Genomic DNA, 19,732 nt, shown 5'->3' on the forward strand with positions numbered 1-19,732 from the left:
ATTATAAGGAATATATACACATAACAACGAAAATATAGATCGATTCATACTCTTTTTCTGCTATTATCGTATAATTTTTTCCAACTCATTCCTAATTATTCGTTTCACTCTAAACAAGACGGGTAAGTAAGGTTTAAGTATACATGGCATTCCATGCTTACACTTATATAAATAAGGAGTGATTTGGTGATGGCACAGAATAATAACAACAACGGCAAAATGAGTCGTGAAGAAGCAGGTCGTATGGGTGGCCAGGCAACCTCCAAAAAACATAATAAACAATTCTACCAACAGATCGGCAAAAAAGGTGGAGAAGCCACTTCTGAGTCTCATGATAAAGAATTTTATCAAGAAATCGGTAAAAAAGGCGGAGAAGCCACTTCCGAATCTCACGACAAAGATTTTTATAGAGAAATTGGCAAAAAGGGCGGCAGCCGTTAATACCATAAAAAGCAGACATTTCCATTAATGGTGGAATGTCTGCTTTTTTTGTGCCATCTTTTTTATTTCGTTTTGTTTTGCTACAGATTTAATGTATATTCGCTAGAAAAAAGCTAACATATATGATAGACTCTATAGAAAACTTCCGCGTAATTTGTATATTTATACTACGTTATGCAAGACTTTTTTAGCTTTTACCTTTGGCGTTACAACGCGCTAAAGCTTCAAAGCTTACTATTATATATTTGGGGGGAAATCGACACCATGGTAGTCAACAAGGGCAAAAAAATGCGTTCCGATATGATCAAAAAAGGTTTCGACCGTGCACCACACCGTAGCTTACTTCGTGCCGCAGGCGTTAAAGAAGAAGATTTTGGTAAACCGTTTATCGCGGTATGTAACTCTTATATTGATATCGTACCGGGTCATGTACATCTACAAGAGTTTGGTAAAATCGTAAAAGAAGCGATCCGTGAAGCAGGCGGCGTTCCGTTTGAATTTAATACGATTGGCGTAGATGATGGTATCGCAATGGGACATATCGGTATGCGTTATTCGTTACCGAGTCGTGAAATCATTGCTGATTCTCTTGAAACTGTTGTTGCCGCTCACTGGTTCGATGGCATGGTCTGTATTCCAAACTGTGACAAAATCACACCGGGTATGATGATGGGTGCTCTTCGTGTTAACATCCCTACAATGTTTGTTAGTGGTGGACCGATGAAAGCCGGTAAAGACAAAAATGGTCGTTCGATTTCCCTGACATCTGTATTTGAAGGTGTAGGTGCTTACCAAGCTGGTAAGATTGATGATGCAAGTCTGCTTGAACTAGAACAATTTGGTTGTCCAACTTGTGGATCATGTTCAGGTATGTTTACAGCGAACTCGATGAACTGTCTAGCAGAAGCAATGGGTATTGCTTTGCCAGGTAACGGAACAATTCTTGCAGTGTCTGAAGATCGTCGTGATTTTGTTCGTAAATCAGCTACACAATTAATGGAATTGATCAAATTAGACCTTAAACCTCGTGATATCGTAACTAAAGAAGCATTGGATAATGCATTTGCTTTGGATATGGCGATGGGTGGTTCTACAAATACAGTTCTTCATACATTGGCTCTTGCTCAAGAAGCAGGTATCGACTATCCAATCGAACGCATCAATGAAGTCGCTAACCGTGTACCTCATTTGGCGAAATTGGCTCCAGCTTCTGACTGGCATATCGAAGATGTTCATTTGGCAGGTGGCGTAAGTGCTGTGTTGAATGAATTGCTCAAAAAACCAGGTGCTCTACATCCAGATTGTATTACCGTTACAGGTAAAACGATTCGTGAGAATGTAGAAGGACAAGAAATTCAAAATACTGAAGTTATCCACAAAATTGATAATCCTCACTCTGAGCGTGGCGGTCTAGCCGTATTGTTTGGTAATTTGGCTCCACAAGGTGCTATTATCAAAGTCGGTGCTGTTGATGCTTCTGTAGGCGGATATCATAAAGGCCCTGCAATCTGCTTCGATTCACAAGATGATGCGTTGTACGGAATTGCTAACGGTCATGTGAAAGAAGGACATGTCGTTGTTATCCGTTATGAAGGTCCTAAAGGCGGCCCTGGTATGCCAGAGATGCTTGCTCCTACTTCTCAAATTGTAGGTATGGGTCTTGGTGCCAAAGTCGGTCTAATCACAGATGGACGCTTCTCAGGAGCTTCTCGTGGTATCAGTATTGGTCATATCTCTCCAGAAGCTGCTGAAGGTGGACCTATCGCTTTCGTAAATGATGGAGATATTATTGAACTGGATCTGAACGAACGCAAAATTGAACTTCATATCAGTGAAGAAGAATTTGCTGAACGCCGTAAAGGCTGGGTTGAATTTGAACCTAAAGTAAAAACAGGATATCTAGCTCGTTATTCCAAACTTGTAACCAATGCAAGTATGGGCGGAGTTATGAAAATATAGTCATCTGCATATTCAATAGATTGTTGAATATTCGTTATAACTCAAAAGGAACTGTCCTCAGGGGCAGTTCCTTTTTTTGTTGACGTGATCCAAGCCCGCTTATAAAATGCTTGTATACTATGTTAGAAAAGGAGATTTAGTACGCTTATGCTTCCTTTGTACAAAAAATACTGGCGAACTGCTTTTGATATTGGCATTGTGATTTTGACGGTATATCTAGTGCTATTACTCGCAAGCAAGCTATATCATATTGCTGCGCCTATCTTTTTATCTTTTATTATTTTTGCTTTAATCGAACCTTTTGCCATGTTTCTTCATCGTCGTGGATTACCCAAAATGGTCTGCTCAGCGATAGCTGTTCTTACTTTTGTATTATTTTTACTTGGCGCATTGTTTGGTGCAGGACTTATCTTTATATCACAGTCTGCTCAGATTGCAGATAATTTGCCTGAATATGCTAAGATTATTCAAAGTCATTTCACACGACTAACTACATTGATGCATCAAGAAATGAATACCTTACCAGACAATGTGACACAGCGGATTAATGAATATTTTGCGATCTTTACAGGAAACTTAGCCATTTGGGGTAAAGCGGCATTCAACTATGTGTTAGGCTGGCTTAGCTCATTTTCTACGTTTATTGCTAACTTTGCTGTAGGTATTATTTTAGCGTTCTTTTTGAGTGCTGAAATCAATCTCTGGCGACGTGTAGCTACCGAAAGAACACCGAACACACTCAAAAAAGCTTATTTCTTTTTAAAAGAACATGTTTTCTATGCTATCGGTGCTTATCTTAAAGCACAATTCATCATGGTGATGATTACTTTTGTATTGGTGTACATAGGATTGCTTATTTTGGGCGTGAATAATGCTTTCTCAATTTCGTTACTCAGTGCAGCATTTGATATTTTGCCATTACTCGGTATTCCTGTTATTTTTATTCCCTGGATTGTGTATCTATTTGTGGTTGGTGAGACAGGGCTTGCGATCGGATTGATCGTTTTATTAGTGGTTGTGATGTTAACCCGTCAATTATTAGAACCCAAAATCACAGGAAATTCGATTGGCATTTCTTCAGCATATTTGATGTTATCGGCAATGATTATTTCTTTATCTATTTTTGGTGTGGTGGGCTTAGTATTGTCGCCGATCTTGATTATCTTGTTAAAAGAATTATGGTTACAAGGATATCTACAACGGTGGATCCGACTTCCACAAGAAGAATTTGAACCGATACAAGAAGATGATCCAGCTCCACCTGTACAATAAATGATAAATAGGTATGCTAGCCAAAAAAAGCCGAAGTCCCGTATTGAATACAGGGCTTCGGCTTTTTGGCTTTTTTAAAATCTATTGTTCTTTTTTGTCTGAAGTTGTATCTTGCTCTGCATCTGCTTCAGTATGTGTTGCTTCTGGTTGCTCGTGCTCTATTTCAACTTGTGCTTCTGGTTGTTCTTCTTGCTGTGATTCTTGTGCTTCATTCACTTCTGTAAATGGATCTATAGACGATTGCAACGCATCTGCATCTCCTGCGTCTTCTTCCACCGTAAACCGTGAGATCGTTTCTTTCAAATCAAGCGATACATTTTCCAATTGACCTGACAATGATACCAGTTGACTACTTACATTGTGTTGCTCATTACTTAGAGAAGCCACTTCTTGTGATGTAGCAGAAGATTGTTCTGCAACCGCACTTACATTACTCATCGCTTCAGACATCGTATTTTGCACCTGACTAAGCTCATTAATCGAATCTGTAACTGAATTTAGCTTGGTAACAAAAGCAGACATTTGTCCTTGAACCGATTCGAAAATAGTCGTTGTATCTTTAACCGCTTCTGTCTGTTGTTTGAATAACGGATAGGCATCATTCAGAACTTTAATCGTCTCTTCCATTTCCTGCTGAATATTGGTGGTAATTTTACCAACCATGAGAATAGATTCGCGTGATTGCTCTGCTAACTTACGTACTTCATCAGCAACTACCATAAATCCTTTACCGGCTGCTCCAGCACGAGCGGCTTCAATCGTAGCATTAAGAGATAAGATGTTCGTTTGTTTGGTAATATTCTGCATTACCTCAAGCACTTGTTGAACAGAAGACGTACTTTGTTGTAATGAGTCGATCCGAGCGCCAAGCGAACGAATCATATCTTCTGTAGTCTGCGTGCGAGTAAGTAATTTCTCCATATGCTGAACACCTGTTTCACTAGCTTGTTCCACATCATGAGCAGAAGCACCCATTTCGTTGTTAGCACTGATTACTTTATTCATTTGACCCATAATACCATCAGCAAGTTCTGTACCACGTTCTGCTTCAAGAGCAAGACTGCCTGCACCATTTGCGATTTCTTCAGTAGCAACAGCGATTTCTTTAGCTGATGTAGCTGTCTGTTTGGAAGCATTACTAAGAATTGTGGCTGTACCTAATACTTCTTGCGCCGATTGATTCGTTTGCTTAACCAGATTCGTAATGTTTTCCATCATTTCATTAAAAGCCGAACCTAACTGTCCAATCTCATCTTCAGACTTATGGGTCGTCCGAACATTCAATTTACCTTGTGCACCCTGACGCATAAGTTGTTGTAAATTCTGTAACGGCTTCGCAATAATACGAATAATAAAGATACCGATTAATACAGCAAATACAGCATCAATCACAGCGAAAATCAAAGTCATATTTAAGATCGGTTTGGCACTAGATACCAGTTCATTAATCGGTACTGTCCCTACTAATTTCCAATCTGAATTTTGAAGTGTACTATATGCGATCAAAATAGGCGATTGACCATCACTATTTTCTACTCTACCGCTTTTCTCTGTCAATTGAGGTAAAAAGCTGTAATTCGATGGTGTTGCAATATCTGCATTATTTGTGGAAGCAACGACCGTATTTGTCGCACCACCAATAAGATCAACACGACCTCCAGTACCCATATTTACATTAGCAATCTGATCTTCGATCAATTTACTGTTGGCACTGATTACAAAAATAAACGAATCAGAAGTATTGGTCGTACGGACAGCACGTGCGAATAAGAAGTTTTTGACAGTGCCTTGCATTTCCATGGTAGGTACCCACTGCATCACACCGTTGCCACTTTCTAATTCTTTATACCAGGCTGTATTACGTACTTCATCCTCTGCCGGAATCTGTACCCCTGCTCCTACAATATTCACTGCTTTATTCATTGGAATAATATAAATTGAATCGATAGCATCTAATGAGTTGAGTTGATTTTGTAGATTACTTGTAATTGCATTGACCGCTTGGAATTTCTCAAAATCGTCTATACCTGCTGTAGATAACTTCACTAACTGATCTTGCATATTAGGATCGAAAAAGATTTGAGTAGATGAATTCACCAGTTGTCCCAAAATCACATCAAGTTTTTCACCTGTTTGAATAATCGTCTGTTCATTACCGATAGCTGCATTTTCTTTGATAATACTTTTTGCTATCAGATACGAGAACGTTCCTAACGATACCACTAGCAACATAATAGCAATAAAAAAGATAAGAAATAATTTGATGCCTACCGATTTTGCTGGATTTAATCTACCCCAGCGATTAGTGGGTACAGATGGATCATTTGATGAGTTTGAATAGTTACTTGAGAACTTAGGAATTTTGGGAATTTTCGCCCATTTGGGTAGTGTACGAGAATGTTTTGCTGTCGTGGGGAGAATAGAAGGTTGTTGTGTATTCGCTTTCTTTTCTGGTTTAAACCATTTCTTCTGAGCAACTTCATTAGCCTTTTTCGCTAGACCTGTACGCTCACTTTTCAATTTCTTTTTTTGTTCTTTTTCAAGCTTCTTGGTGTCTGGAAGTGTTGTTTTGCTGTTTGACTTACCTTTTTTCTGCAATAACCCCATAATCTTCACCGCCGTTTTAGATTTCGTGTGCATACAGGTTTTTATGTAATCCTACTTGTTTTATCCCTGCTTCACCTTATAAACGAAACAAAAAATAAGCATTTCGAATGCTCTTGATTCCATTATCGGTTATAAACCAGGAAATTTGAACCCTTTTTCGCAAAAAAATAAGGTCTATTATACTATGCGGTATAATAGACCTTATTACCTTATAAGATTGTAAATGATTCCATTATTTTCTTATAACTTAAATTATACTGTGACTGCTGTTTTAACAGCTGATTTGCTTTGTTTGGTGTTGTTTTTACGCATCATATCAAAGTAACGAACAGGATGATCGACTTTCATTTTCACTTTTTGTAATGGATGGCGTGCAGCATCTAACTCGTTGCCATTTTCATCCCACAATTGACCGACTGTTTGTTTGAAAAACATTTGATTCGGTCCAAAAAATTCGATCTCTTGTCCTGGTTTGAAATGGTTACGCTGTTGCACCGTTGCGATTCCTGTTGTTTCATCATAATCCAGTACTAAGCCTGCAAAATCATAAGGAACTGCTTTTTCTTCTGCTTCATAGATATGATCTTCATGATCAGGTGTATCATAGAAAAATCCTGTATTTAGTGGACGATTCGCTGCTTTATTAATATCTTCCAACCATTCTGGCTTCAACACATAATTCTCAGGATCAGCCATATATGAATCGATTGCTTGACGGTACGCATTCACCACAGTCGCTACATAATGGATCGATTTCATACGCCCTTCAATTTTGAAGCTATCTACACCGACTTCAATCAGATCAGGAATATGCTCTAACATACACAAATCTTTGGAACCCATAGAGAACGCAGAATCTTGTTCTTCATAAAGTGGTTTCTGATTCACGCCCAGACTAAAGGATTGCAACATTTGTTGATCAGCCGTATCTTCTTCTGATACCCATTCTTGTTCTGAACGTGCATCTTCGAATAGATCATATTTCCAACGACAAGACTGACAACATCCACCACGATTAGAGTCACGATCTGTAAAGTGGTTCGATAACACACAGCGTCCTGAAAAAGAAGAACACATCGCTCCATGAATAAAGGCTTCGATTTCAACATCTACATGTTTTTTGATCTCAGCAATTTCAGCAAAGCTTGTTTCCCGTCCTAATACAACCCGTGGTAATCCTTCTTCTTTCCAGAATTTCACCGCTTGCCAGTTCAATGTGGATTGCTGTGTACTCAAATGGACTTCAAGACCGGGTGCACAGCGTAGTGCTGTTTCAATAATCGCAGGATCTGCTACGATGACCGCAGAGATGCCTACTTCTTCTAATTTGCACAAATACTCTTCAAGACCTGCAATATCTTCATCATGAGCATAAATATTGGTAGCTACAAATACTTTAGCACCGTAACGATTTGCAAATTCGACCCCTTCACGCATTTCTTCAAAGCTGAAGTTATCTGCATTCGAACGAAGACCGTATTTTTGTCCACCAATATAGACTGCATCTGCACCATAGTGAATCGCAAATTTCAGTTTTTCCAAATTACCAGCAGGTGCTAACAATTCAGGTTTGGCTAGACGATGACGTTTACCATAATACTTTGGTTTTTCCGTTGTTGACATGGAAAGCCCCCCTTTTTCAATCATTCCATCTACACTGCAATCAAAATACTTGTTCTTTATAAAAGAAACCAAATGACAATTCACGTTCAGGATCTTGTATACGACGAATCTCATCCATCCATGACTCATCAAATTCATATTGTTCTGGATCTTGAGCATACCGATCAATCGCTTGACGGAACATACGGACCGCTGTTTCGTTATAAGTGATTGATTTTAAAATGCCTTCGATTTTGAAGCTTTGAACGCCTGCTTCCATCAGCAAGTGTAAATCTTCCAGAATACATACATCTTCTGAGCTCATAATATGCGTTCCATTGGTATCTTCATAGATAGGGAATGTCTCATCCCGACGTTCGGCTTCAATCAGGAACAATCCACGTTGCAGACCTAGATCATTACCATCCACAGGTCTACCCTGATGTTGCATATAGCTACCGACTAGGCGTCTTTTAGAATGATAAATATTCGTCATCCCGTGTACCTGCACTTGCGCTTCCACTTCTAGTTTGCCGATCATACCTGTGATCTCATCCATATTGAGTTCACGTGCCAGTACAGCTCTTGTAGCGCCTTTACGGCCCCAGTAGTTCGCTGTCACTGCATTGGTCGAAGTCATCTCAGCATTCCAGTGTAACGCTATTCCAGGCGCATGCTCACGAGCCAATGCTACGATAGCGGGATCGCCAAATTCAATCCCATCTACTTGTAACGTTGTCAGCTGTTTGATGTATTCTGGTAAATCTTCTAAAAGCTCATTGGTCATTAAATTATTGACGGCTACATAAATACGTTTGCCATGTTCATGCGCATAATTTACTGCTTGTGCAATATCTTCTACTTTGAACTCCCCAGACAATCGCATTCCATAACGTTCTTCACCGATCAGAAAAGCATCTGCTCCTGCTTCTGCCAAACGATATAATTCTTCCAGCGAAGATGCTGTAACCAACAATTCAGGTTTTGTATTCATCTTGAAGCCGCCTCCCACACAGCCTTACTTGGCTGTACTCTTGCTTGTTTCGATATTTTTGAGATGTTCTTGATACGTTTGAGCGAATAAATGCCCGCCTGTACCGTCTTTTTTGGTCACATAATATAAATATTTTGAAGCTTCAGGTGCCAGTGTTGCTTTGATCGCATCTAGACCCGGATTCGCGATCGGACCTGGTGGTAACCCTTCATGTAAGTAAGTGTTGTAAGGACTATCTATTTTAAGATCTGAGTATAACAGTCGGACTTTTTGCTTGCCTAGGGCATATTGCACAGTTGCATCAATTTGGAGCTTCATATTTTGCTTCAGACGATTATCGATTACCCCTGCAACCTGAGCTCTTTCTTCTGGAACGACAACTTCACGTTCAACAAGAGAGGCCTCTGTTAACAGCTGATGCACCGTCAAATTGCGTTCTTTGAGCTGAGCATCTAGATTATCAATTGAACGCAGCTTGGTGCGTGTGGCTAACAACATATTAGCGATAATATCGGATTCTGTACTTTCTATCGGTAAATCATAGGTTGCCGGGAACAAATACCCTTCCAGTGGATGAAGAATGCCGTCTCCAGTAGGAACTTTCAATTCTTGAGCAAGCTTCATGGATGAAGGATCATCAACCAATTTCATAAAAGCATCACGATCTACAAATCCCGCTTCACTTAACTTATCCGCAATCTGTGTCACGGTATAACCTTCAGGAATCGTAAATTTCATCGTTTTGGGCACCACAACATCTGCGTTATTCAGCTTCGTAATGATTTGAGCATATGTTAGACCTGGCGTGAACTCATAATCACCTGCTTTGAATTCGCTACCTTCACTATTTAATTTCAAATAGACTTTAAAAGCCAACGCATTTTTGATCAATCCATTTTGAGCTAATTCTTCAGCTACGGTTGATTTGCTTGTTCCTGATTTTAATGTATATGGAACGACTTGATCTGATGTTGCTGTAGGTTGCATGGCATTCCAACCGTAGCCAATACCTGCTGCAATCACAATAAGAACAATCAATATTATCCATATCCCTGCCCTACCTCGTCTGCGCAATGAATATAACAGCTCCTTTTACAGCCAAAAAGAGCGGAATAGATCCCGCTCTTTTTGGAAGATAATTGTGCATATTGTACTGCATCCGTGATTAATCTTCAAACGGTAATGTCAGTTCGTCATATAGCTCGGCTACATCTTCCCATTCATCATCATCATCAATAGTCACAAGTTCAGGTTGTCCATCTGCATCATCAATGATTTTTAAAATCTCGACGTTGTCTTCAGGAATAACCGTATCTTTTTGCAAGACTGCATAAGTTCCTGTGTCTATCTGAAACTCACTGACAATACGATAAACAGTGACTTCGTTCTGTTCATCCGTTAGTTCAATCAACAGACCATAAGCTTCTAGCAATCTTGACGTAAACTTGACGTTACTCGCAGAAAGATCCGTCATGGGCTTATTCACCATCCAATTCAGCAACTAAAGTATTGAATGTTTCTTCAACGATCTGCCATTCCTCTTCATTTTCGATAATGAAAAGTTTGAGATCATCGTTATCTTCTTCATAGCGAAACGCATATACTTCGTCGGTATCGTCCTCTGTGGATTCCATAGGCACGACCATCATATATTTGGCGTCCGAACCATCAACCTCGAATTTCATGATGACTTCAAACTCTTCTTCATTACCTTCATCATCAGGAATATAAATAATTTCTGGTTCTTCCTCAAGCAAATTTTGATCTTTAGCCATATTTACCACCCTCACCTTTTACTTTTGGCATCCAAGTAATTTTGTAAAATCAAGCTTGCAGCCATTTTATCAACCACTAGCTTGCGTTTCTTGCGACTTACATCTGCCTCGATAAGCGTACGCTCAGCTGACACGGTTGTAAGCCTTTCATCCCATAGGTGAACAGGTAGCTGCACAGATTCTTTGAGACTTTCAGCGAATTCCATACTTAGTTGACCACGGGGACCGACGCTTCCGTTCATATTCTTGGGTAGTCCAACAACAATCTCGGTCACTTCAAGTTCCTGTACAAGCTCTACGATCCGTGCACCGACATCTTTGGTACGTTTACGATCAATAACTTCTACCCCTTGAGCGGTCCAGCCAAAAGCATCGCTTATCGCAACGCCAATTTTTCGATCCCCATAATCCAAACCTAATATTCTCATTTCTTGTACGCTCCGTCTCTACCGATGACTGGCCAGGTAGGATCGGACCAGTTCTTCTATTAATTCATCCCGCTCTTTTTTGCCGATCAAACTTCGAGCATTCTTATGCCGGGGAATGTAAGCGGGGTCCCCTGAGATCAAATATCCGACCATTTGATTGATCGGGTTGTATTCCTTCTCAACCAGTGCATCGTATACAGTGAGAAGTATTTCCTGAGAAGAGGTTTCGTGCTCGTCACCCTTCACATTAAATTTAACTGTTTTATCCATGGAGTCCACTCGCTGACACCTCGCTTTTTGGAAAAAGTGTATACTTGTACACTTCCTCAAAATGGAATCCCTTGCTGTTCATGCTGATTCTTTTTCATCATAACACAACAAGGGATATACAAGGAATATTTACGTTAAAACTATTCAAAAAGTTACAAAATTGTTTCAACTTTTTGAATCTAACACGCTATTCCTTCTATTTTGTACCCATTATCTGATACTAATATCACTTAGATGGATGCTACATGTTGTTTGGCTGCTTCAAGAGCTTCAGCTAATTTGGAAGCATCTTTACCACCGGCTTGTGCCATATCTGGACGACCACCACCGCCACCACCACAGATAGCAGCGACTTCTTTAACCAATTTACCAGCATGAAGTCCACGCTCAATACCTGATTTCGGAACAACGACTACAAAGTTTACTTTATCGTCTTGAGCAGCTCCTAATACAAGCACTGCTTCAGGCAATTTGCCTTTCAATTCGTCTGCTAGACCACGTAAAGCATCCATACTTGGAACATGGACAGATACAGCCAACAATGGTGTAGAACCAATCATTTCTACTTTGTCTGTTAATTGACCTGCTTCGATCAAGCTTAATTTACTTTGTAGAGATTCATTGTCACGACCTAGATCGCGAAGTTGTTGGTTCAATGACTCGATGCGTTTAGGCACATCATGTACATTTGATTTCAATTGTACCGCAGCTTGCTTTAGAATATCCAATTGGCTATCCAAGAACATGTAAGCTAGGCGTCCTGTAACAGCTTCGATACGGCGTACACCCGAACCAATACCACTTTCAGATACTAATTTGAACAATCCAATACGTGCTGTGTTATCGACATGACAACCACCACATAGCTCAATACTGTAATCGCCAATCTGTACAACACGTACGATATCGCCATATTTCTCGCCGAATAGTGCCATAGCACCCATCGCTTTCGCTTCGTCAATACCTTTGTACTCGATCTCGACATCAAGACCTTTCCAGATTTCCTGATTCACACGACGTTCGATATCTGCCAGTTCTTCCGGTGTGATACTACCGAAGTGAGAAAAGTCAAAACGTAAACGCTCTGCTTCAACCAGTGAACCTGCCTGATTAACATGTGTACCCAATACATCTTTAAGTGCTTGATGAAGTAAATGAGTCGCGGTATGGTTTTTGATAATATCGTTACGATTTGGTGCATCTACTTCTGCTGTAACCACATCACCGATATGAAGTTCACCCGAACTTACCGTTACGATATGCACAAATTGTCCGCGTGGAGCTTTGAACAATCCTTCAACAGAAGCTTCTACAGTATCGTTGCTCAAACGTCCTACGTCACTGATCTGACCACCACTTTCAGCATAGAAAGGAGTCACATCTAGAATCACCTGACACTGTTGACCTTCACCGACACGGTCGACCGAAGCTTCTTCTTGAATCAATGCGACTACAGTAGCTTGTACGGTTAACTGCTCATAACCGATAAATTCACTTTTGCCTTCAAAATCAGACAATACGCCACCTTGTACTTTCATACTACCACTATCTTGACGAGCTGCACGAGCACGATCACGTTGCTCTTGCATTGCTGTATCGAAGCCTGCACGATCTACAGTCAATCCATTTTCAGCTGCATAGTCTTCTGTCAAATCAAATGGGAAACCATACGTATCATACAATTTAAACGCTTCTGCGCCACTGATCGCTGTTTGTCCATTTTGCTTCGCTTGTGTACTCAGATCAGCCAAAATATTCAAACCATCGGATAACGTCTCATGGAAACGCTCTTCTTCTGTACGAATAATTTTCTCGATAAATTCACGCTTGGATACTACTTCTGGATAATAGACGCCCATAATCTCGCCTACAATACCGGTTAAGCTGAACAAGAACGGTTTATCCAGACCGATCACTTTACCATAACGCACTGCACGACGTAACAATCGACGGATAACATAACCGCGTCCTTCGTTCGAAGGCAATACGCCATCTGCTGCTGCAAAAGCAACCGTACGAATATGGTCAGCAATGACTTTCAACGCTACATCGGTTTCTTCATTTTGTTTATACGTTACACCCGCAATTTGAGCGGCTTGTTGAATAATCGGTTGGAACAAGTCGGTATCAAAATTAGAATCCACTTCTTGCAAAATCGAAGCAAAACGCTCTAACCCTGCACCTGTATCTATGTTTTTGTTCGGTAGCGGTGTGTAGCTACCATCTTTGTTATGATTAAATTGAGAGAATACAAGGTTCCATACTTCCAGGAAACGTTCATTTTCTCCACCTGGATACATCTCAGGATCATTCGGATCAAGAGCGCCATAAGCATCTCCACGATCATAGAAGATCTCACTACAAGGTCCACAAGGGCCTTCACCGATATCCCAGAAATTTTCTTCCAAACGAATAATACGTTCAGCAGGTAGGCCGATTTTCTCGTTCCACAATTTGAAAGCTTCTTCGTCTTCTGGATATACCGTTACAGATAAACGTTCTGGATCAAATCCAATCCACTCTTTGCCCGTCAAAAATTCCCAAGCCCATGTGATCGCTTCTTCTTTGAAATAGTCACCGATCGAGAAGTTTCCTAGCATTTCAAAAAACGTATGGTGACGACGTGTTTTTCCTACATTTTCAATATCATTGGTACGAATACATTTCTGCGAATTCGTAATACGTGGATTTTCAGGTTTTTCGCGTCCATCAAAATAAGCTTTGAGTGGAGCCATCCCTGCATTAATCCACAATAGAGATGGATCATTATGAGGAACTAACGGAGCGCTTGGCTCAACATTGTGTCCTTTGCTTTCGAAAAAAGCGAGCCATTTGGAACGAATTTCACTTGCTTTCATAAGTAATGAGCCTCCTCAGAATAGTTAAACATCAATTTCTTGGTGATCCAGTAATCTATCCAACCTGTATCGCTTGACAAGTCGGTAAAAAAAAAGCGCCCTGCGCAAAATCAGGGGCGGTGTTCTGGTGTATATCTAACAATATTCCCTGCAACCGCTCTTTTATTGTATATAGGTCTCTTGAATAAGTGACTCTTAACCGCTGAATACATCCGATTAACACTATGTAGGGTTCGGTCATCACTTCAATTACCTGTGTAACAAAAGATGTATGCCTGGATCTCCTTTATTTCGGCTCACCTAACGTTCATGTTCCGAAATTTCACGGTTCTTTAACAACTATATCAGTATATCTAGCGCCCATACGTCTGTCAATCGCATCCATCATGCTTAAAAGCCCCGACTTCTATCGCCACCTCTACAGATGTGCAATACAAGACGGGGTTTTTAAAATAGCGCTGATACACGTAGTATGTATAAGATAAGAATTGTATCGCGCTGTCGGAACAGCCGATATTCGCCACTCTATACATCGTTCACGTTTCTAAAAAGGCTCAAGCTTGTGTATACATAGCTACAGGTTCTTCGACAAACAAATCGTCTAATGAACTCAGTGTGCCGTCTTCTTCGACTTGATACACAGACATTTTACCGCCATTAACAGTTAACTCAATAAAGCAACCCCAGCAATAAAATTGATGGGAACCAATTTTACCAATATCTTTTGAACTACAATTTGGACATTTCATTCAGCGCTCACCCTATCCGTCTCCAAGTTTAATGACATTCCTGTAGGCGTTCATTACTTTCAATCGGCACCATAATCGCGCTTTCACCAAAAGCAACTTGTCCACTTACTGGAAGCCACTTTCTTCCGCCTATCATATCCGAGATAAAGCCATCACTGATTTCAATCCCGGTAATGCTTTTACCCAACTCATGATCAAAATAAACATCAGACACATAGCCTAACATTGCTCCATCACTGGTAAGCAGAGGCATATCTTTAATTTTGTTTTGACCGATCAAAAATGTATGTTTAATATCGTCAGCCGCGATCTGGCGGACTGCCTGTTGATTGCGAATCATAATAGCGTCTTCTCCATAAGACACAATATCTTCCCATAGTATGGTACGCACTTGTAATGAGAAAAAGCTTTTACCTTCCAGTTCAAAACCCTGAACCGACCAGTCTTCGCTTAATATAAAGTCATGAATTTTACCAAGTTGCTTGCCATCTTCAATATCAAATACAGCAAGTCCAATCATTCCCTGCATCTTCATAACGCTCAGGACCTCCTCATCGCATAGATTGCGCAGGAAGAAAATCATTTCTTTCTTGCCCGGCTGTTGGCGTCATATGATCATCTTCCCTCCCTTATTATTCACCACACAGGGGAGCCCTAATTTCTACTACGTATACGCTTTAAAATAGTTGCAATCTTTTGTGTAGCATATGCTATTTCTTCCCTAGTATTACCCATCCCAAAGCTAAAGCGAATCGCCGAATTCAAGAGATTTTCAGGAATTTTCATTGCTTGAAGAACATGTGACAATTCGAGTGAACCTGAAGTACATGCTGATCCACTGGCAGCTGCAATATTTTCCATATCGAGATTCATTAACATCGTTTCACTTTTCACGCCGGGAAAGCTAATATTCAGAATATGAGGTAGCGATTGATCGATAGGTGTATTGACAACATACCCTTCGGTACCGACTTGTTGTTCTAATTCTTCTAACATGTATGCACGTAATGATTCCAGATGGTTGATGCGCTCAGATAGTCCTTGTACAGCAAGTTCTACCGCTTGTGCAAAGCCTGCAATACCCGCTAAATTCTCCGTTCCTGCACGACGCTTGCGTTCTTGTAGACCGCCGTACAATACAGGTTCTACTTTGACTCCATGACGTATATATAGTGCACCGATCCCTTGTGGACCATTGATTTTGTGAGAAGAAAAGCTAATTAAATCTACAGGTAACTCATGACAGTTCAAAGGAATAGCACCTAGTGCTTGAACAGCATCGGTATGAAAAATAATATTTTTGGCACGTGCTAATTGTCCAATCTCTGTAATCGGCTGAATGGTTCCTACTTCATTGTTACCAAACATAATACTGATCAATATCGTATCCGGGCGAATAGCCGCTTCTACTTCTTCTATAGAAACTAATCCATGAGCATTAACAGGCAAATAAGTTACTTCATAACCACGCTGTTCTAACGCTTCACAAGCATGAAGTACCGCATGGTGTTCAATCTGTGATGTGATGATATGTTTGCCTTTATGACTTAAGGATTCAGCAATCCCAAATAAAGCGAGATTATCACTTTCGGTTCCTCCTGCGGTAAATACCAATTCATCCGGACGACAACCTAGATCTTTAGCGATTTGGTCTCTAGCTCCACTGACTACTTTTTTGGCAGAGCGTCCGAAAGCATGCACACTTGAAGCATTACCGTGGGTATGGGTCATTACCTGTAACATACGTTCAGCCACTTGTGGATGGATCGGAGTAGAAGCTGCATGGTCTAAATAAATAGCGTTCATATCAATTCACCTTTCTGTATCGGAAAATAAAATATACGTACAAAGACAGCAAAAAACGGAAGGGAGCAGCCATATACCTGCGGATTCCCCTCCGTCTTGTTGTCTATATCGAATTTAGATATAAAACATATAATTGTCTTCTTGACCTTGCTCACGGTACGTGATCAGATCTTTAAGTGTCGTTGAATCAATGACTTGAGCGATGGCATCACGAATCTGCATCCATAGATGACGCTTAGCAGCTACATCTTCATCGGTAAAATCAACAACGGAAATGGGACCTTCGAGTACACGAATAACTTCGCCTGCTGTAATCGTCTCCGGTTCACGTGATAAAATATAACCGCCATAAGCCCCGCGGATACTTTTTACTAATCCGGCATTACGAAGTGGAGCGATTAACTGCTCCAAATAGTGTTCAGATAGTTGATTTTTTTCAGCAATACTTTTGAGTGATGTAGGGCCTTCACCAAAGCGGGAAGACAATTCCATCATGATTGTTAGACCGTAACGTCCTTTAGTTGATATCTTCATATAGGGCACCTCACTTAAATTTGGCAAAAACAATGATAAATCGTTGATTTATTGAACAACCTCAATTATTATTAATAGTTGCACGTATCGTAAAATTTCGATAATTCACTGTATTCCGATCATTCTTGTGACCTATCGTAACATATATACAGGCTTTATGGGAAATTATTCGTGCTTTTCTCCACGCGATCTTGCAAGAAAATGGTACAATGAATTATTGCTGTCGGTTAGATATACCTTTTACAGATGAATTCTTATTATTGGGTACAGAATATGATCCATTTAGCAAATAATACAGAATCATCTCATCTTATATAAAGTGGTGAGTACAAATGGAAAAAGCAAAAGCAGACACTCGTGTCGTTGTCGGTATGTCCGGCGGAGTCGATTCCTCAGTGACCGCGTTGCTACTCAAACAACAAGGTTATGATGTGATCGGAATTTTTATGAAAAACTGGGATGATACCGATGAATTCGGTCATTGTACAGCAGAAGAAGATTCAGAGGATGTGCGCCGGGTCTGTGAACAGATCGGTATTCCTTACTATACAGTGAATTTTGAAAAAGAATACTTTGATAAAGTATTTACGTATTTCTTAGACGAATACAAACGTGGACGCACACCGAATCCAGACGTGATGTGTAACCGTGAAATCAAGTTCGGTGAGTTTTTGAACAAAGCGATGGATCTAGGTGCTGATTATGTCGCTACAGGTCATTATGCACGTGTTATTGAAAAAGATGGTGTATTCCAGTTGCTACGTGGTATTGATAATGGCAAAGATCAAACGTATTTCCTGAATGCGTTGAATCAAAAACAATTATCTAAAACGATGTTCCCGATCGGTCATTTACCTAAACCAGAAGTTCGCCGTATTGCAGAAGAAGCAGGTCTATATACAGCGAAGAAAAAAGATAGCACTGGCGTATGCTTTATCGGTGAACGTAATTTCCGTGAATTTCTAAGTGGATACTTACCTGCCAAATCGGGCAAAATGATTGATATTGCAACAGGTGAAGTCAAAGGCGATCATGATGGATTGATGTATTACACTCTTGGGCAACGTCAAGGATTGGGAATTGGCGGTTCAGGAAATGGTAATCCGTGGTTTGTCGCTGACAAAGATTTGGATCAAAACATTTTGTATGTTGTACAAGGTGATCAACATCCAAGTCTGTATTCGACGGGTCTTGTAGCATCTGTAATGAACTGGATTGATGGTTCTGAACATGCAGTGGGTTCAACTCTTCATTGCGTAGCGAAGTTCCGTTACCGTCAACCGGATCAAGGTGTGACGTTGACATGGCAAGCTGATGGCAATGTCCATGTGCAATTTGATGAGCCACAAAAAGCAATCACCCCAGGACAAGCAGTTGTTTTCTATGATGGAGAACTTTGTCTAGGTGGCGGTACGATTGATGTCGTTGAAAAAGTAGCTTACGAAGCCGTTGTGTAATTGTTATAGAAACTAAGTTAAATATGTAATAACAGCAAAGAGTTACTGATGATCGTTATCAGTAACTCTTTGCTGTTTCTCATACTTCTTAATCACAAACTTATAAATACGTATTTCCTATCCATAGCCCCAATGCAGCAAATCCTATGCCCAGTACATAGGAAGCACCGATATAGCTCCAGAAGATACGATACTTTTTTTTCAAATGTAATTCAATATTTTCTAACTTAAATGTTGAGAACGTAGTATAACTGCCCATAAAACCAGTACCAATCAACAATTGAAAATGACTATTTAACCCTGAAGCGAATAATAATCCTAACAAAAAAGAACCGCTGATATTAATACATAGCGTCGCTAAAGGAAATTGCATCGGCCACTTGGTTTTCATCCAGTTGGATAATAATAAGCGAGTCAACACGCCAAATACCGCTCCTACTGATACCAACAGCATATTAATGAGCATGACGATTCCTCCTTCTATTCAACCATTGTTCGCTCACATAGAATCCGAAGCGCGAAGATAACAATCCACCGATAAGACTGGCTCCGATATAAAGTATTGCTGTACCGTACCAGTGTTTTTCGATCAGCTCTATACTTTCCACACTAAATGTTGAAAAGGTAGTAAATGAACCTACAAAGCCTGTGCCCAGCGCGGTAATCATTACTTTTGAGATATAAGGAAGTTCAGCTAAGTATTTCATCACTATCGCTAACAGAAAACAGCCAGCAATATTAATGATTAATGTTGCCAGCGGAAATCCCGGGCTTACAATCCATACTCCTATTAGATAACGACATAGTGCTCCCAATACGCCAAATAGAGCTACCCAGACATAATACATATTTATGATCCCCTTTCCTGTACATAAAAATAACTCCTACTCGATCAAGACACAGCAATCCTGTGCTTAAACAAGTAGGAGTCATTAGCTGAAATCAGCAGTCAATGGCGAACTCCATCGCCGATTTTATTG

Annotated in this window: 19 protein-coding genes and 1 riboswitch; of the genes, 4 read left to right on the top strand and 15 right to left on the bottom strand. The window is 40.2% G+C overall.

Annotation, left to right across the window (positions count from 1 at the left end; translation table 11 throughout):
• Window positions 1-189: 189 nt before the first annotated feature.
• From PO903_RS22065 to PO903_RS22075, 3 genes are all read left to right on the top strand, one after another.
• The gene (locus PO903_RS22065; protein ID WP_137223524.1) at window positions 190-441 is read left to right on the top strand and encodes a KGG domain-containing protein; all 252 of its coding nucleotides are present in this window, start codon (window positions 190-192) and stop codon (window positions 439-441) included.
• 288 nt (window positions 442-729) lie between these two features.
• Window positions 730-2,400 (top strand): dihydroxy-acid dehydratase, encoded by a 1,671-nt coding sequence (gene ilvD, locus PO903_RS22070; protein ID WP_204824905.1) that lies wholly within the window; start codon window positions 730-732, stop codon window positions 2,398-2,400.
• A gap of 147 nt (window positions 2,401-2,547) precedes the next feature.
• A complete protein-coding gene (locus PO903_RS22075; protein WP_273594585.1) occupies window positions 2,548-3,672 on the top strand; it encodes an AI-2E family transporter in 1,125 nt (374 codons plus the stop codon).
• A gap of 81 nt (window positions 3,673-3,753) precedes the next feature.
• On the opposite strand, the gene PO903_RS22080 is transcribed toward PO903_RS22075, so the two are convergent.
• The 13 genes from PO903_RS22080 to cymR form a co-directional block, all read right to left on the bottom strand.
• The gene (locus PO903_RS22080; protein ID WP_273594586.1) at window positions 3,754-6,279 is read right to left on the bottom strand and encodes a methyl-accepting chemotaxis protein; all 2,526 of its coding nucleotides are present in this window, start codon (window positions 6,277-6,279) and stop codon (window positions 3,754-3,756) included.
• 252 nt (window positions 6,280-6,531) lie between these two features.
• Window positions 6,532-7,902, bottom strand: coding sequence for a peptidase U32 family protein (locus PO903_RS22085; protein ID WP_273594587.1), 1,371 nt, complete (start codon window positions 7,900-7,902; stop codon window positions 6,532-6,534).
• A gap of 40 nt (window positions 7,903-7,942) precedes the next feature.
• Window positions 7,943-8,875 carry a peptidase U32 family protein gene (locus PO903_RS22090; protein ID WP_273594588.1) on the bottom strand — a complete coding sequence of 311 codons (933 nt, stop codon included), beginning with the start codon at window positions 8,873-8,875 and terminating at the stop codon, window positions 7,943-7,945.
• Window positions 8,876-8,899: 24 nt separating this feature from the next.
• A complete protein-coding gene (gene mltG / locus PO903_RS22095; RefSeq protein WP_273594589.1) occupies window positions 8,900-9,949 on the bottom strand; it encodes an endolytic transglycosylase MltG in 1,050 nt (349 codons plus the stop codon).
• Between the two features lie 91 nt (window positions 9,950-10,040).
• Window positions 10,041-10,349 carry a DUF1292 domain-containing protein gene (locus tag PO903_RS22100; RefSeq protein WP_069329191.1) on the bottom strand — a complete coding sequence of 103 codons (309 nt, stop codon included), beginning with the start codon at window positions 10,347-10,349 and terminating at the stop codon, window positions 10,041-10,043.
• 4 nt (window positions 10,350-10,353) lie between these two features.
• Entirely contained in the window at window positions 10,354-10,650 is a 297-nt protein-coding gene (locus PO903_RS22105; RefSeq protein WP_069329190.1) for a DUF1292 domain-containing protein, read from the bottom strand.
• Between the two features lie 11 nt (window positions 10,651-10,661).
• Window positions 10,662-11,078, bottom strand: a complete 417-nt coding sequence (ruvX, locus tag PO903_RS22110) for a Holliday junction resolvase RuvX (RefSeq protein ID WP_069329189.1) — start codon at window positions 11,076-11,078, stop codon at window positions 10,662-10,664.
• A gap of 18 nt (window positions 11,079-11,096) precedes the next feature.
• Window positions 11,097-11,357: an IreB family regulatory phosphoprotein gene (locus tag PO903_RS22115; protein ID WP_069329188.1), complete on the bottom strand. Its 261-nt coding sequence runs from the start codon at window positions 11,355-11,357 to the stop codon at window positions 11,097-11,099.
• Between the two features lie 221 nt (window positions 11,358-11,578).
• Window positions 11,579-14,206, bottom strand: a complete 2,628-nt coding sequence (gene alaS, locus PO903_RS22120; RefSeq protein WP_273594590.1) for an alanine--tRNA ligase — start codon at window positions 14,204-14,206, stop codon at window positions 11,579-11,581.
• A 554-nt stretch (window positions 14,207-14,760) separates the two neighbouring features.
• Window positions 14,761-14,955 carry a YrzR-like zinc ribbon domain gene (locus tag PO903_RS22125; protein ID WP_069329186.1) on the bottom strand — a complete coding sequence of 65 codons (195 nt, stop codon included), beginning with the start codon at window positions 14,953-14,955 and terminating at the stop codon, window positions 14,761-14,763.
• 28 nt (window positions 14,956-14,983) lie between these two features.
• Complete coding sequence (locus PO903_RS22130; RefSeq protein WP_137223292.1) at window positions 14,984-15,490, bottom strand: PRC-barrel domain-containing protein; 507 nt, start codon at window positions 15,488-15,490, stop codon at window positions 14,984-14,986.
• A gap of 119 nt (window positions 15,491-15,609) precedes the next feature.
• Window positions 15,610-16,761, bottom strand: coding sequence for a cysteine desulfurase family protein (locus PO903_RS22135; protein ID WP_273594591.1), 1,152 nt, complete (start codon window positions 16,759-16,761; stop codon window positions 15,610-15,612).
• 114 nt (window positions 16,762-16,875) lie between these two features.
• The gene (gene cymR, locus PO903_RS22140; RefSeq protein WP_069329183.1) at window positions 16,876-17,295 is read right to left on the bottom strand and encodes a cysteine metabolism transcriptional regulator CymR; all 420 of its coding nucleotides are present in this window, start codon (window positions 17,293-17,295) and stop codon (window positions 16,876-16,878) included.
• A 332-nt stretch (window positions 17,296-17,627) separates the two neighbouring features.
• Here cymR and mnmA point away from each other — a divergent pair, with 332 nt between their 5' ends.
• The gene (gene mnmA, locus PO903_RS22145) at window positions 17,628-18,752 is read left to right on the top strand and encodes a tRNA 2-thiouridine(34) synthase MnmA (protein ID WP_137223288.1); all 1,125 of its coding nucleotides are present in this window, start codon (window positions 17,628-17,630) and stop codon (window positions 18,750-18,752) included.
• 100 nt (window positions 18,753-18,852) lie between these two features.
• Here the strand turns inward: mnmA and crcB (PO903_RS22150) are convergent, their stop codons facing one another.
• The gene (crcB, locus tag PO903_RS22150; RefSeq protein ID WP_069329181.1) at window positions 18,853-19,218 is read right to left on the bottom strand and encodes a fluoride efflux transporter CrcB; all 366 of its coding nucleotides are present in this window, start codon (window positions 19,216-19,218) and stop codon (window positions 18,853-18,855) included.
• Window positions 19,208-19,600: a fluoride efflux transporter CrcB gene (crcB, locus tag PO903_RS22155; protein WP_273594592.1), complete on the bottom strand. Its 393-nt coding sequence runs from the start codon at window positions 19,598-19,600 to the stop codon at window positions 19,208-19,210. Before crcB (PO903_RS22155) ends, crcB (PO903_RS22150) begins: the two co-directional genes overlap by 11 nt.
• A 68-nt stretch (window positions 19,601-19,668) precedes the next feature.
• A riboswitch (Fluoride riboswitch) is annotated at window positions 19,669-19,731 on the bottom strand.
• Window position 19,732 lies beyond the last annotated feature (1 nt).

It is taken from the genome of Paenibacillus sp. PK4536 (genome assembly GCF_028594455.2).
Taxonomy (GTDB): domain Bacteria; phylum Bacillota; class Bacilli; order Paenibacillales; family Paenibacillaceae; genus Saccharibacillus; species Saccharibacillus nuruki.